Source organism: Mesorhizobium sp. BR1-1-6, from assembly GCF_020165355.1.
In the GTDB taxonomy this organism is placed as follows: Bacteria; Pseudomonadota; Alphaproteobacteria; order Rhizobiales; family Rhizobiaceae; genus Mesorhizobium.
In genome coordinates this window covers 21,439-35,978 of sequence record NZ_JAIUHZ010000025.1, presented here as the reverse complement: position 1 = coordinate 35,978, position 14,540 = coordinate 21,439, and the positions used below count along the sequence as shown (strand labels likewise).

Here is a 14,540-nt window from a genome sequence, read left to right as displayed (position 1 = left end):
ACCTGGGGTTTCGCAAATTTTCAGCGCCGCAGGTGATGGCGGGACATTCGAACTGCCGATCTCCCCCCTTGAGGGGGAGATGTCCGGTAGGACAGAGGGGGGCGTTCAAGCGCCCACAGGACGATGAAAAAGCAACGCCTCTACCTCTTCGACACAACACTTCGCGATGGCCAGCAGACGCCCGGTATCGACTTCTCGGTCGAGGACAAGATCGCCATCGCCAAGCTGCTCGACGAATTCGGCCTCGACTATGTCGAGGGCGGTTACCCCGGCGCCAACCCGACCGACACGGCCTTCTTTAGGGAGAAGCGAACCGCGCAGGCAAAGTTCGTCGCCTTCGGCATGACCAAGCGGGCGGGGGTGTCGGCTTCCAACGATCCTGGGCTTGCCGCACTCGTCCAGTCGCGATCGGACGCCATCTGCTTTGTCGCCAAGAGCTGGGACTATCATGTCCGTGTGGCGCTCGGCTGCACCAATGAGGAGAATCTGGAGTCCATCAAGGCCTCGGTGGAAGCCGCCATTGCCGCGGGGAAGGAGGCGATGGTCGATTGCGAGCATTTCTTCGACGGGTTCAAGGCCAATTCGGATTATGCGCTGGCGTGCGCCAAGACCGCTTATGATGCCGGCGCGCGCTGGGTGGTGCTGTGCGACACCAATGGCGGCACGCAGCCCTCGGAACTACGCGCAACCGTCGAAAGGGTCGTCGCCGCGGGCATTCCCGGCGACCATCTCGGCATCCATGCCCATGATGACACCGGCCAGGCGGTGGCGAATTCGCTGGCCGCGGTCGAAGCGGGCGTGCGCCAGATCCAGGGCACGCTGAACGGCATTGGCGAACGCTGCGGCAACGCCAATCTGATCTCCATCGTGCCGACGCTGGCGTTGAAGCCGGCCTTCGCCGACCGTTTCGAGACGGGGATTTCCGCCGAGGCGCTTACCGGCATTTCGCGCTTGTCGCGCGCCTTCGACGAACTCTTGAACCGCGCTCCGGAGGCGCAGGCGCCCTATGTCGGCGCTTCAGCCTTCGCCACCAAGGCCGGCATCCACGCTTCGGCGCTCGCCAAGGAACCTGCGACCTACGAGCATGTGCCGCCGGAAGCGGTTGGCAACCGCCGCCGCGTCATGGTTTCCGACCAGGGCGGCAAGGCCAATTTCCTGGCCGAGCTGAAGCGGCGCGGCATCGATGTGCCGAAGGACGATCACCGGCTCGACGCATTGATATCGGTGGTCAAGGAGCGTGAGGCCTCCGGCTATGCCTATGAGGGCGCCGACGCCTCCTTCGAGCTTCTGGCACGCAAGATGCTGCACGGTTTGCCCGAGTTCTTCCATGTCACCTCGTTCCGCTGCATGATCGAACGCCGCTTCGATGCCAATGGCCAGTTGAAGACGGTGTCGGAAGCGGTGGTCAAGGTGCTGGTCGAGGGCGAGGAGAAGATGTCGGTGGCCGAGGGGCACGGCCCCGTCAATGCGCTCGACATCGCGCTGCGCAAGGATCTCGGCAAATACCAGGGCGAAATCGCCGATCTGGAACTCGCCGACTTCAAGGTGCGTATCCTCAATGGCGGCACCGAGGCGATCACTCGCGTTCTGATCGAATCGCATGATGCGACCGGTGCCCGCTGGTGGACGGTCGGCGTTTCCGAAAACATCATCGACGCCTCGTTCCAGGCGCTGATGGATTCCATCATCTACAAGCTGATGAAGAACCGGGACATGGCGGGTCTGGTGGCGGCGGAGTGAGATATGGACGTCAACCTCTTCTTCAAAGAGATGTACTCCTTTGAAATTGAAAGGAAGGATAAGTTAGACGGCTCTGTCGGGGTTATGCTGACGGCCGTCACCGGAATTATTGTCTCGATGGTCTTTGTCGTAAGTGATATTGGTGAGAAGAACCCCTATCCGGACAAGAGGATGATACTTTCTCTATTTGCGGTATGTGCATTTGTTTTAGGGGGTTCTATATTATTTCTGCTCATAGGATTTTACGGCAGAACCTACAAATATGTTGATTATCCGAGCGAAATGATGAAATATTATACCGAGTTGGAGTCGTATTATCGAGAGAATAATCAGGCAGCTGAGAGGGAATTTGCTGACGCAGTGACACGTCAATTTGTGTTATTTGGGACGCACAATGCGCGGGCAAATGACGAAAAAACAGAAAATTATTTTCAGGCGAAACGCTGGTTTGCCTGGAGCTTGTTGCCCTTCGCTTGCGGAATCATAACTTACGGTCACTATCTTATTTTTGGCTGAGGAGGGATTGAAATGGGCGATGACAAAGACAAAGAAGACGAACGGCCGCGTGACGAACAGAAACCGCAGCCGCCGCCTGGGCGGGAAATCCGGGAGGGCTATGAGCCACCTCTAGAGAGGTAGCCTACTCACGGTAGAACAAAGCGTTGCGTTGGCAGGCGTGTAGCGGAGCAAGGCACACCGCTTGAACCATCAGCGAAAGTCCATTGATCCATCAGAACTTTGCGATGGTCTTGCCAAGGTTACTGGGCCATAGCGTTGGGCCATGGCCGCTGAAGCAATTACCCAGGACGCAGTTTCAAAAGCCCGCCGCGGCTTCCTGCTGGCGCTGGGTGCCTATTTCTTGTGGGGTTTGCTGCCTTTCTACATGAAAGCGGTTGCGCACCTGCCGCTTGCCGAGGTGATTGCCCACCGCATCGTCTGGTCGGTGCCGATCGCCGCCGCGGTTCTGGTCTGGGCCGGCCGCACGGCGGATTTCAAGGCGGCAATCCGTTCGCCCCGCACGATCGCCATGGCGGCGCTGACGGCGGCGCTGATCTCGGTCAATTGGGGCGTCTACGTCTGGGCGATCGCCGTCGACCGCACCGTAGAAACCGCCCTTGGCTATTACATCAATCCCCTGGTCAGCGTCGTGGTCGGCGCCCTGCTGCTCGGCGAGCGGCTCGATCGGCTGCAGATCGCGGCCGTGGTGCTTGCGGCGATCGCGGTCGCCGTGCTGACGATCGAGGCTGGCAAGTTGCCATGGGTATCGCTGGCGCTGGCCTTTTCCTTCGCCGCCTACGGTTTTTTCCGCAAGACGCTGCCGATCGGCCCCAGCCAGGGTTTTCTGCTCGAAGTGCTTCTGTTGTCGGTGCCGGCCTTGGGTTATATCGCCTGGCTGATCGCCACCGGACAGGACCATTTCGTTTCCGGCAACGGCGTCGATGCGGCGTTGCTGGCCGGTTGCGGGCCGGTGACCGCGGTGCCGCTGCTGCTGTTCGCATTCGGCGCCAGGCTTTTGCGTCTCTCCACCATAGGCATCATGCAATATATTGCGCCGACCATTGTGTTCCTGATCGCCGTGCTGATCTTCAAAGAGCCGTTCGACACCACCCAGGCTGTCGCCTTTGCCCTGATCTGGGCGGCGCTGGCCATGTATTCCTGGTCGATGCTGGCGACGGCGCGCCGGGCTACATCTGCCCGAGCCGCCTGACGAAGAGATAGGTCGCTCCGGCGATCAGCATCGAAACCGCAGTCACCACCCAGAAGCCTATCGGCGTGTTGACCAGCGGCAAGCCGCCGACATTCATGCCGAACAGGCCCGAGATGATCGTCATTGGCAACAGCACCGCGGTCATCACCGACAGCACGTAGAGCAGCCGGTTCGACTGCGTCGTCAGCTTGGCCATCAGCTCGTCCTGCAACAGCCTGGCGCGCGCCTGCAACTGCTCGCCATCATAGTGCAGCGTCTGCGCGCGGTGCGAAAGCCGTGCTGCCATGTCGTTGATCGAATCGGGCAGGTCGTTGCGGTGCGAATGGTCGAGATGGCGAAACAGATTGGTCAGGGTCGCCATCTGCCGGTGGATCACCACCAGGTGCCGGCGCGCATCGACGAGCGCCTGCCGCTCATTGTCCCATGCGTCGCAGACGATGCGGTCCTCGATGCCGTCGAGACTGTCGCCAAGTGCAGCGAGTTCCACCGCCATGCCGTCGAACGACTGGCCCACGACCGCCTCGATCAGCTCGGCCGGCGAGCGAAACTTGCGCGAGCCGTTCTCGATCGCCTTGCGGATATTGTCGACCGACTGCAAGGGCTGCTTGCGGGCGCCGACCAGCATGGTGTCGTTGAGGGCGAAACGGAAATGGCCGAGCCCGCCGGCTTCCGCCGAATAGTCGTGACGCAGGTCCGGCAGGTCGCCGTAGAGCCAGTCATCCTCGAGGTCGATGTGGCAGCCATGGCTGGCGGACAGGAAGGCCTCGCGCACTGGCGCCGGCAGGGCCTGTTCGGCGGCGATCTCGTGGCGTGCGCGCATGTCGGAAAGCTGGTAGCTGCGCCACGTCCAATGCGCGCCGGCGGCATCCTTGGTGCGCAGGCCGTCGGCGGTGAAATGATAGATGAAGAACAGCCCATGCTCGTCTGGCAGGTAGGGCGACAGGTCGGCGCCTTCCGGGGCGAGAGCAGTATCCATGGTGTAGTGCCGGATGCATATTTCGAGCATCGCACCGCTTGGCGGCGCGTGATTGCAACATCTAGCATGGGCGGCGGGGTTTCGTGTGACGGTTCCTTGACAGCCGATCACACTCTCTTGAGCGGCCGCGGCAGTGCGGCGGCGCCTTTCGCCGCCACCGCATTGCGACTGCCACACTTAGCGCTTCGGACCGAAACCGGGATAAGGGTTCAGCGGCACGATTGCGGCAATGTCCATCATGCCGGCCTTGACCAGCGGCAAGCTGCCGAGATGACTGCGCACGTCGGCATCGCTGGCCGCCTCGAACATCATGCCGCTCCCGGGAATGTCGCCACGGTTCCAGACCTGGCGAACCGCGCCCTGGGCATAGAGCGTGCGCCGCTGCTCGGCCTCGCCGGGCAGCAGCGGCGCGAAATCGGCATCGGTGAACTTTTCGGTGTTGCGGGTGAGAAGGGCAAAGAACTGCATGTTGGTCTCCTGTTTGTCAGCGGTTGATGACGGCAGGTATCGCGCTGGATCGTCAGACTGTCCAAGACTGATTAGGGTAAAGTTGAGACCTTTGAGGACTTGATGCCGGAGCAAAAAATGTTCGACTTGCGCCAGATCAGATATTTCGTCGCAGTCGCGGAAACCGGCAATGTCGGTCGCGCCGCCGAACTGCTGCATATTTCGCAGTCGCCGCTGAGCCGGCAGATCATGCAGCTTGAACAGCAGCTTGGCGTGATCCTGTTCGAACGGGTAAAACAGCGCGTCCATCTCAATGCCGAGGGCCGCGCCTTTCTCGCCGAGGCCCGCGCGCTGCTGTCGAACGCGCGCCGGCTGGAGGAACTTGGTCGAAACCTTGCCAGCGGGTCTGTCGGGCGTCTTGCCATCGGTTATGTCGAAGGCGCCGTGCATTCCGGGCTTGTCGCCGCGATGCTGCGCCAATTCCGCCGCGACCGGCCGGATTTTCATCTCCAGTTGAGAAGCCTGCGCTCGGCGGCGCAGATCGAGGAGCTGCGGCAGCGGTCGCTGGATCTGGGCCTGGTCTATTCGCCGCCCGCCGCGGACGATCCCGATGTCGCCAGCATGCCGCTGCGCCACGAGCCGCTGGCGCTGGCGATGCCCGAAGGCGATCCGCTCGCCGAAGTGGCCGATATCCAGCCGCACCATCTCGACGGCCGCGTCTGGATCACCGTCGTGCGCCAGCCCGACGACACCAATCGCGGCCAGTTCCTGGCCGCCTGCGCCAAGGCGGGTTTCCTGCCCGATATCGCCTATGAGACGGCGGACCCGTTGACCTCGCTCGGCCTTGTCAGCGCCGGCCTCGGCCTTGCCACCGTCCAGTCGAGCCTGCGCATCGCCGCGCCGCCCGGGATCCTGTTTCGGGACCTGCCATGGTTTGAGCGCAAGGTCTCGATCCATCTCGCCTGGCGGCGCCAGGATCGGCGGGCGGTAATCGATGATCTGCGGCTGGCCGGCAGTAGGGCAGTAGGGCAGTAGGGCAGTAGGGCAGTAGGGCAGTAGGGCAGTAGGGCAGTAGGGCAGTAGGGCAGTAGGTTCTGTCTTCAGCTACAGCCTTACATCTTGTCTATCACCGACTGCACGCCCTCCGTCGGCGCATCGACCGAGGAGCCTGCCACCATGATGGCGGCGACGATTGCCTCGGGGTCATTGACGACCAGCGGCTTGACCCGCTGTGCGGTGTGAATGAAGCCTTCGGTTGCCATATGGTCGATAAGCGCCAGCATCGGATCCCAGAATCCGCCGACATTGCCGAAGACGATCGGCTTGCGGTGATGGCCAAGTTGCGCCCAGGTCATGACCTCGACGATCTCCTCGACTGTGCCGATGCCGCCCGGCAGCGCCACAAAGGCGTCGGATTTCTCGAACATCTTATGTTTGCGCTCGTGCATGTTTTCGGTGATCACGAGCTCGTCGAGCCGGTCTAGCGCGGTTTCGGTTGCTTCCCTGTTGATCAGGAAGCGGGGAATGATGCCGGTGACCTTGCCGCCGGCCTTGAGCGCGCCTTCAGCGACGGCGCCCATGATGCCTTTGGTGCCGCCGCCATAGATCAGCCTGAGGCCGGAGCGCGCAAGCGATCGCCCGAGCAGGTGACCAGCCTTGACATAGGTTTCATCACGGCCCGGAGACGAGCCGCAATACACGCAGACGGATCGAATCGTATTCATGCCGATGATTGGTGATTGGGTCTGAAAGCGCGGTCAAGCCCTAAGGGCCGAGAAGTCCGGGCTTTTTCTTGTCGGTGATGGTAAAACAGGCTAGACCGGCGTTAGGTGGCTAAGGGGCAGGGAAGTAGATGGCGATCAATCCGTTGAAGGCGTTTCTGTTCGCGGCGGGTGGGACCGTTGCGGTCGCGGGAACCGCCTATGTGTCGGGCGCGCTCGACCCATATTTCAATCGCACGCCGCCGGCGGACGTCGCGGCGCAGGCTCCGCCTGTGGCGCCGAAGCCGGCCAATCCGGGCACGGAAGCGCGGCTGCCGCAGGCTGCGGCACCGTCCGCTCCCACCTCTGAGGCAACCGCGCCTGCCGTCGCGGGTCCGATCGCCCCGACCTTCGACGTGGTGCGCGTTGAAGGCGATGGTTCGATCGTCGTCGCCGGCAATGCGGCGCCCAATTCAAAGGTCGAGATCCTCAACGGTTCGACCGTGATCGGCTCGACGGTCGCTGGTCCCGATGGCGCCTTCGTCATCGTGCTCGATGATCCGCTGAAGCCCGGTGACTATACGATTGCCTTGCGCTCCACCGCCGGCGATGTGGTGACCGCTTCGGCCCAGACGGCCGTCGTCTCCATTCCCGCCAATGCGAGCGGTCAGGTGCTGGCCATGGTCGAGGAACCGGGCAAGCCGGCCGAACTGCTGACCGTGCCCCAGCCGCAGACAACACCGGAAGCGCCTGCAGCCGCGGCTCCGGCGCCAGGCGCGTCCGCCGCCATCGAAGCAACGCCTGCTCCTGCGGCGCCGACAACGCCGCCCGCGCCATCCGTGGCCGAACCCAAGATCGTCGTCGAAGCGGTCGAGATTGACGGCAGCAAGATTTTTGTCGCCGGCCTCGCCGACCCGGGCCGCAAGGTGCGCGCCTATGCCAACGACATCCTGCTTGGCGAAGCGCAGACATCGCCGAATGGCCATTTCCTGGTTGAGGCGAGGCGCGACGTACCGGTCGGCAGTTACACCATCCGTGTCGATGGCCTCGATGCCGACGGGGTGAAGGTGGTGGCCCGCGCCGCCGTACCGTTCGAGCGCGAACCGGGCGAGGCGGTCGCCGCCGTGGCGCCTGCTGGATCCAAGGCGGCCGATGCAAAGTCTGCCGAACCGTCGGCTGCCGCTGAAGCGCCCGCCAACCCGGCGGAACCGGCTCCGGCCGATGCAGTGGCCACGCCGCCTTCCGATGTGGCCGAGACTGTTTCACCTAAGCTCGAACATGCCAACGGCGCCGTGATCATCCGCCGTCACGACACGCTGTGGCGGATTTCGCGGCGCGTTTACGGCTATGGCATGCGCTACTCGACCATCTATCTCGCCAACCAGGACCAGATCCGCAATCCCGACCGCATCTGGCCGGGACAGGTGTTCAAGGTCCCGCCACGGTCGAAGGAAGGCGAGGCCGCCGACCTCAAGGCGATGGGTGACCAGATGACGACGCATTCGGCGAAGACGGAGTAGGCAAGCGTCAGCGGGGCGGCTGCAAGCCGTTCCGAAGCCGATCCTTCGCAGCCCTCCGCCTGCAATCTCCCCATCCGGCCAGCTTGCCTCGTCATCGTTCATCGTCTATCGCCGATGAACGATGACCGAATCCCTGCCTGAACCGGACCGCGCGACGAGCGCGCCAACCTCTTGCACCACCGACAGCCACTCCATCGCGGCCCGCTTCGCCGCGCTCTCGCACCCTGCGCGCATCGAGATCCTGAAACGCCTGTCCGCCAGCGGTTTCTGCTGCTGTCGGGACGTTGTCGACCATCTCGATCTCGCCCAGTCGACCGTCTCGCAGCATCTGAAGATCCTGGTCGAGGCGGGGCTGGTGCGCTTCGCGCCTGACCGCCAGCGCTCGCGCTACGAGGTGGACCAAGCCGCGCTTGCCGGCGTGTCGGCTTCGCTGAGCGCGCTCGTCGTTTCCTGCTCGACCAGCCGCTGACCCTCTCACCCAAAAGGCAAGAAAAGTGGCCGAAAAAACCGTCTCCGCCGATTCCCCGACCTTCAAGACGCTGCTTAACCTCTGGCCCTATATGTGGCCGGCGGATCGTGCCGATCTGCGGGCGCGCGTCACCTGGGCGACAATTCTGCTGGTGGTTGCCAAGCTGACATTGGTCGCGGGACCCTATTTCTTCAAATGGGCGACCGACGCCTTGGCCGGTGACGGCAGATCGACGCCGCCGCTGCCCGCCTTCCTGCTCGCCCCGGTCATGTTGGTTGTCGCCTACAATGTGGTGCGGCTCGTGCAACTCGGCTTCAACCAGTTGCGCGACGCGCTGTTTGCCCGCGTCGGCCAGTACGCGGTGCGCCAGCTTGCCTTCCGCACCTTCGTCCACATGCACCAGTTGTCCCTGCGCTTCCATCTCGAACGGCGCACCGGCGGCTTGTCGCGCATCATCGAGCGCGGCACCAAGGGCATCGAGACGATCGTGCGCTTCATCATGCTCAACACGGCGCCGACCATCCTCGAATTCGCGCTGACCACGGGCATCTTCGCCTACACCTATGGCTGGAAATACGTAGCCGTGGTGGCGGTCACCGTCTGGCTCTATGTCTGGTTCACGGTTCGCGCCAGCGACTGGCGCATTTCGATCCGCCGCGACATGAACGACAGCGACACCGACGCCAACACCAAGGCGATCGACTCTCTGCTCAATTTCGAGACGGTCAAATATTTCAACAACGAGGCCATGGAGGCCGAGCGCTTCGACCGCTCCATGGCGCGCTACGAGATGTCGGCGACGAGAATCTGGACGTCGCTCGGCTGGCTGAATTTCGGCCAGGGCGTCATCTATGGGCTGGGCACGGTCATCGTGATGTGCATGTCCGCGCTCGAAGTGCAACGTGGCACGCAGACCGTCGGTGATTTCGTCTTCATCAACGCCATGCTGATGCAGCTCTCGGTGCCGCTCAATTTCATCGGCTTCATCTACCGCGAGATTCGCCAGGGCCTCACCGATATCGAGCAGATGTTCGACCTGCTCGACGTGCCGCAGGAGATCGTCGACAAATCTGATGCCAGGCCGCTCGCGATCGAGGCCGGCAAGGTCGAATTCCGTGACGTGCATTTCTCCTACGACCCGAACCGCAAGATCCTGAAAGGCATCAGCTTCGAGGTGCCGGCCGGCAAGACCGTCGCCATCGTCGGTCCTTCGGGCGCGGGCAAGTCGACCATCTCGCGGCTGCTGTTCCGCTTCTACGACATCCAGTCGGGCCAGGTGCTGATCGACGGCCAGGATGTCAGGGAGGTGACGCAGGAGAGCCTGCGCGCGGCGATCGGCATGGTGCCTCAGGACACCGTGCTGTTCAACGACACCATCGCCTACAACATCCGCTACGGCCGCATCGGCGCCAGCGAGGAGGAGGTGCGCAAGGCGGCCGAACTCGCCCAGATCGGCCCCTTCATCGAGCGGCTGCCCGAGGGTTACCGCTCGATGGTCGGCGAGCGCGGGCTGAAGCTTTCCGGCGGCGAGAAGCAGCGCGTGGCGATTGCCCGCACCATCCTCAAGGCGCCGCCAATCCTGATGCTCGATGAGGCGACTTCGGCGCTGGACAGCCATACCGAACAGGAAATCCAGGCCGCGCTCGACCTGGTCAGCCGGGGCCGCACCACCATCGTCATCGCCCACCGGCTGTCGACGGTGATCACGGCCGACGAAATCATCGTGCTCAAGGACGGCCAGATCGCCGAACGCGGTACACATGCCGATCTGATGCGCAAGCACGGGCTTTACGCCTCGATGTGGGACCGCCAGCGCGAGGCGACCGAAGCCGAGGAGCGTCTGCGCATCGCCCGCGAAAGCGACGAACTGGGTGTGGTGGTGCGCAGGCGCACGTCGGAGCTGTCGTAGCGGCGTTGGCTATCTCCGTCGCTTTCGCCAATCAGCGTGTGCCCGAAATGTAAGACGGCCATCCCGCGCCAGGCGAGGAAACAGCGACGCCCAGCACCTGACCAGTGCGGGCGTCGCTCGACATGTGGTCGAAGCCGCGCCACTCGGCTGCGGTGATGAACAGCGTCCTGCCGTCGACACCGCCCAGCATGCAGGCGAAGCAGCCGCGATCGGCGGTCACGGTCTGCAGCAGCTCACCGCCTTCGCGTACCTGCGCACAGCGCTTGTTGGGAACATCCGCGTACCAGACCGTCCCTTCGGCATCTAGGCAGATGCCATCGGGATAGCCGTCGACATCGGCCCACACCCGCCGATTAGCCAGAGTGCCGTCGGCGGCTATGTCGAAGGCGGTCAGCCGGTTGGAGTGGGATTCGGCAATGATCAGCGTCCTGTTGTCCGGGGTCACAGCCATGCCATTGGCAAACGCGATATTCCCAGCCACTTGCCTGGCCGTCCCGTCCGGCGTGATCAGCACGATCGTGCCCGGGCCGAAATGCTGGCCGGGTGCCGGCGCCGGGCCGCCGCCATTGACATAGATATTGCCGCGCCCATCGACGACGATCTCGTTCCAGGGGCTTTTCGAAAGGTCGCGCAGATCGGCATGGGTGACGAGCCTGCCATCCACCTCCTGCCTTAGCAGCAGGCCTTCGCGGCCTGAAATCACGAGCAACCTGCCATCCGGCAGCCAGTCGATGGAGTAGGGCAGGACCGCTGGCATGGTGAGCATCACCCTGCTCTTGCCGTCTTCGCTCACGGCGACGATCTCTCCGGTACCCCAGTTGCAGAGCCACAGGCGTCCCTCATGCCAACGCGGCGATTCCCCGAAAGCGAGGCCCATGGTGATAATCTTGGCGTTCTCGGCAACGGATGACATTGGCTGGCTCCTTGGCTGCGTGACCCACGTCACCCTTCCGAAGGCGTCGCGAGGCACTGTCCTGCCAAGGACGGGCGAGCGTATGGCTTGCCGACATTGCGGCCGACAATTCTGAAAGGCTAATACGCGATGGTGATCCCGCCAAATCTGCACATACCTGGGTCTCTTTCAAATCTAAAAGCAGGTGATATTGTCACCTCGGGAACAACCAGCCGCGGTTGCTTTGCGGTCTATGAAAGCATTTTCGATGTTCGGATTTTTCTTTCGCAAGTCTAAAAAAACGTCTGAAAAACTCGCGCCGAATGCTGCCAGGTGGCCACAGGTCAGGCTGCCGCTGCCGGTTTTTGTGCGCCGTTCAACAGTAGAAAAGGCAATCGATAGCCCCTCGGAACTCGTCTTCGCCGTTGAGATTTTCATCCATACCATGACTTATGAAGGGCTCTACCGATATCCGGAGATCAGCCCGAGGGCGATGCAGGTTTCCCACGCAAACTCGTACTCGGCTGAGGTGAAGAATGGCGGGCACAGTCAATTCATCTACAATGGCGCAGAGGAAACCAACGCCATGATTACGAACGCCCGAGTTGGACTCGCTGCTAGCGGTGCGAGCGGCCAATTGGCGACTTTGGAAAAGATGTCCTCCTGGATTGCCGAGCATCCCGATGAGGCGGCCGAACAAACGGGCTTCGAGGGTGGTTGCGACGATTTTCTGGATGCGCTTGACGGTGAGTTCTACCACGCAGATGAGGCTGCACCGATGCAGGGTTTCTTGGCGCGCTGGATCGTCTCGTGGCCTGATCTACAGATTGTCGAAGATGACGACTACAGCGATGTTATACACGGTCTGGTGATGGCCAACCCGCAACGCGAAGCCAGGCTTCTTCATCGTTCGATTAGCAAGCTGGTGCGCCAGATGATCGGCTGGCGCGACGTTGGGGCCGGTCTCGCCTGCGCCAAGGTGTCTCCGCCTGAGGTCAGATTGGGCTTTGGCATGGCAAGAATGCTGGATGTCGGGGGTGAGATGCAGATGGTTTTCCAACTGCGTACCAGTGCGAAGGAGCCTCGGCTATGCGTTGCAACTGAGACGCACGCCGATATCTACGAATACATCGCGGCGGAAGACCCACCGGTCATACGCCCGGGTGAGAATTCTTTGGGAGCCATCGCTCCGCGAGTAGGCAACCGACTTGGCCACGCTGAAGGCTCGGAAATCAAAATGGTTGTCGAATTGGCTGAGCAGTATCATGCCCCGGCTGCTGTCGACCTTCTACTGCGCAAAGCCGGATTCGACCCGACGGACGCCATCGTTTCAGCGAACTCAATCGTGCAAACGGCGGAAGGCGTGGTCGTGAACTGGGTGGTGTTGGCGTCTGACCGGGCCTTCCTCTTGCTGTCTTCGTGGAATGGTAGTGTGCTCTTGCGTGGCAAAGATAACGAAAAGCTTGCCGACGCTACAATCCCGGAACTCGCCGAGCACTTTGATCGTTCCGCTGCTGCGGGCTAGCTCGTCCACCCTCCTTCCCCATTGTCGCGTTGCGGGCAGAGGGTGTTTCGGTTATTGAGGCCGAACCTGAAACAGGGACTGCCCCATCCCATGAGCCTTGTCGATACGGTCAAGAACGCGTTCGTACCGATCCATCGCGAGGGCTATCCGTTCATCGCCGCCTTCGGCGCGGGCACGCTTTTCCTCGGCTATTTCTCCTCGATCCTGTTTTGGATCGGGCTCATCCTCACCGCCTGGTGCGCCTATTTCTTCCGCGATCCCGAGCGGGTGACGCCGGTCGATGACAGTCTGGTGGTGAGCCCCGCCGATGGCGTCATCTCGGCGGTCGGCCCGGCCGTGCCGCCGCGCGAGCTTGGCCTCGGCAATGCCGAAATGACCCGCATATCGGTGTTCATGAACGTCTTTTCCTGCCACGTGAACCGCGCCCCGGTGCGCGGCAAGATTTCCCGTATCGAGCATCGGCCGGGGAAATTCCTCAATGCCGAACTCGACAAGGCAAGCACCGAGAACGAGCGCAACGGGCTGGTCATCGACAGCCCCAACGGCACCGTCGCGGCAGTGCAGATCGCTGGCCTCGTGGCGCGGCGCATCGTCTGCTGGGCCGAGACCGGCGGCTCGATCGCCATCGGCGAGCGTTTCGGCCTGATCCGCTTCGGCTCGCGCGTCGACGTCTTCCTGCCGGAGGCGGCGACACCACGCGTGGCCGTCGGCCAGACGGCGGTCGCCGGCGAAACGGTGCTGGCGGAATTCGGCGGTATCGCCGCCACGCCTCTCGTGCGGATCTCCTGACCGGTGGGCGCGCCGTTCAAGAAATTCGAGGCGCATGCCAGCGGCGGCCCGCGCATCCGCGAAATCCCGATGCGCATGGTGCTGCCCAATCTGGTTACGGTGCTCGCCATCTGTGCCGGCTTGTCCGGCATCCGCTTCGCTTTCGAGAACCGCTTCGAGCCCGCGGTGGTCATGGTGCTGCTCGCCGCGTTCCTCGACGGCATAGACGGCCGGTTGGCGCGAATGCTGAAGGCGACGTCGAAATTCGGCGCGCAGATGGATTCGCTGGCCGACATCGTCAATTTCGGCGTCGCGCCCGCGCTGGTGCTTTACGCTTTCCTGCTCGACCGCGCGGGATCGCCGGGCTGGATTGCCGCCCTTTTGTTCACCATCGCCTGCGGCATGCGGCTCGCCCGCTTCAATGTTCTTGACGAGGAAAAGGCCGAGCGGCCGGCATGGCAGACCGAATATTTCGTTGGGGTACCGGCGCCGGCGGGCGCCGTGCTGGTGATGCTGCCGCTTTATCTGTATTTCCTGCGGCTTGGGCTGGAGCCCGGCCGCCCGGCCGCCTTCATCGCCACCGGCTTCACCGTACTGGTCGCCTTCCTGCTGGTCAGCCGTTTGCCGGTCTATTCGGGTAAGAGCATCAAGGTGCCGGGTGACAAGGTATTGCCCGTCATCCTGGGGGTCGTGCTCTATATCCTGCTCTTGATGACCTATCCCTGGTACACGCTGACGGCCTCCGTCGCCGGTTATCTCCTCTTCCTGCCGTTCAGCGTGCGTGCCTATTCGAAGCGCGCCAGGCTGGAAGGCGAGCAGGTGCCGCCTTCGGATATAGGATAACGCTGTTATCCCTCTTTGAAGGCGACAGAGGGTGCATTGAAGG

14 protein-coding genes are annotated in these 14,540 nt (G+C 62.5%); 10 read left to right on the top strand and 4 right to left on the bottom strand.

The window, feature by feature from the left end; translation table 11 throughout:
* The first annotated feature begins 123 nt into the window (after window positions 1-123).
* The 3 genes from cimA to rarD all read left to right on the top strand — a co-directional run bounded on the left by cimA (window position 124) and on the right by rarD (window position 3,448).
* Complete coding sequence (gene cimA / locus LB545_RS28160; protein WP_140494530.1) at window positions 124-1,740, top strand: citramalate synthase; 1,617 nt, start codon at window positions 124-126, stop codon at window positions 1,738-1,740.
* A 3-nt stretch (window positions 1,741-1,743) separates the two neighbouring features.
* Complete coding sequence (locus tag LB545_RS28155; protein WP_140494528.1) at window positions 1,744-2,256, top strand: hypothetical protein; 513 nt, start codon at window positions 1,744-1,746, stop codon at window positions 2,254-2,256.
* Window positions 2,257-2,521: 265 nt separating this feature from the next.
* Window positions 2,522-3,448 (top strand): EamA family transporter RarD, encoded by a 927-nt coding sequence (gene rarD / locus LB545_RS28150; RefSeq protein ID WP_140494526.1) that lies wholly within the window; start codon window positions 2,522-2,524, stop codon window positions 3,446-3,448.
* Here rarD and LB545_RS28145 read toward each other — a convergent pair.
* Together LB545_RS28145 and LB545_RS28140 are read right to left on the bottom strand one after the other, a co-directional pair.
* Entirely contained in the window at window positions 3,426-4,424 is a 999-nt protein-coding gene (locus tag LB545_RS28145; protein WP_224706159.1) for a transporter, read from the bottom strand. The two genes, rarD and LB545_RS28145, sit on opposite strands and share 23 nt — an antisense overlap.
* Before the next feature lie 177 nt (window positions 4,425-4,601).
* On the bottom strand, window positions 4,602-4,892 hold the full coding sequence (locus tag LB545_RS28140; protein WP_140555775.1) for a muconolactone Delta-isomerase family protein: 291 nt from the start codon (window positions 4,890-4,892) through the stop codon (window positions 4,602-4,604).
* Window positions 4,893-5,009: 117 nt separating this feature from the next.
* On the opposite strand from LB545_RS28140, the gene LB545_RS28135 reads away from it, so the two are divergent.
* Complete coding sequence (locus LB545_RS28135; protein ID WP_224706158.1) at window positions 5,010-5,906, top strand: LysR substrate-binding domain-containing protein; 897 nt, start codon at window positions 5,010-5,012, stop codon at window positions 5,904-5,906.
* A gap of 77 nt (window positions 5,907-5,983) precedes the next feature.
* On the opposite strand, the gene LB545_RS28130 is transcribed toward LB545_RS28135, so the two are convergent.
* On the bottom strand, window positions 5,984-6,595 hold the full coding sequence (locus LB545_RS28130; protein ID WP_140517827.1) for a TIGR00730 family Rossman fold protein: 612 nt from the start codon (window positions 6,593-6,595) through the stop codon (window positions 5,984-5,986).
* Between the two features lie 128 nt (window positions 6,596-6,723).
* Between LB545_RS28130 and LB545_RS28125 the strand changes: the two genes are divergently transcribed.
* From LB545_RS28125 to LB545_RS28115, 3 genes are all read left to right on the top strand, one after another.
* Complete coding sequence (locus LB545_RS28125) at window positions 6,724-8,091, top strand: LysM peptidoglycan-binding domain-containing protein (RefSeq protein ID WP_140517828.1); 1,368 nt, start codon at window positions 6,724-6,726, stop codon at window positions 8,089-8,091.
* A 121-nt stretch (window positions 8,092-8,212) separates the two neighbouring features.
* Complete coding sequence (locus LB545_RS28120; RefSeq protein ID WP_140494514.1) at window positions 8,213-8,560, top strand: ArsR/SmtB family transcription factor; 348 nt, start codon at window positions 8,213-8,215, stop codon at window positions 8,558-8,560.
* A 25-nt stretch (window positions 8,561-8,585) separates the two neighbouring features.
* Window positions 8,586-10,469, top strand: coding sequence for an ABCB family ABC transporter ATP-binding protein/permease (locus LB545_RS28115; protein ID WP_140494512.1), 1,884 nt, complete (start codon window positions 8,586-8,588; stop codon window positions 10,467-10,469).
* A gap of 31 nt (window positions 10,470-10,500) precedes the next feature.
* Here LB545_RS28115 and LB545_RS28110 read toward each other — a convergent pair whose 3' ends face one another.
* Complete coding sequence (locus LB545_RS28110) at window positions 10,501-11,382, bottom strand: SMP-30/gluconolactonase/LRE family protein (RefSeq protein WP_224617567.1); 882 nt, start codon at window positions 11,380-11,382, stop codon at window positions 10,501-10,503.
* A 232-nt stretch (window positions 11,383-11,614) separates the two neighbouring features.
* Here LB545_RS28110 and LB545_RS28105 point away from each other — a divergent pair, with 232 nt between their 5' ends.
* From LB545_RS28105 to LB545_RS28095, 3 genes are all read left to right on the top strand, one after another.
* The gene (locus tag LB545_RS28105) at window positions 11,615-12,886 is read left to right on the top strand and encodes a DUF4375 domain-containing protein (protein ID WP_140517831.1); all 1,272 of its coding nucleotides are present in this window, start codon (window positions 11,615-11,617) and stop codon (window positions 12,884-12,886) included.
* Window positions 12,887-12,976: 90 nt separating this feature from the next.
* Window positions 12,977-13,675 (top strand): phosphatidylserine decarboxylase, encoded by a 699-nt coding sequence (locus LB545_RS28100; protein WP_140520667.1) that lies wholly within the window; start codon window positions 12,977-12,979, stop codon window positions 13,673-13,675.
* A 3-nt stretch (window positions 13,676-13,678) separates the two neighbouring features.
* Window positions 13,679-14,497: a CDP-alcohol phosphatidyltransferase family protein gene (locus LB545_RS28095; RefSeq protein ID WP_140562458.1), complete on the top strand. Its 819-nt coding sequence runs from the start codon at window positions 13,679-13,681 to the stop codon at window positions 14,495-14,497.
* Window positions 14,498-14,540 lie beyond the last annotated feature (43 nt).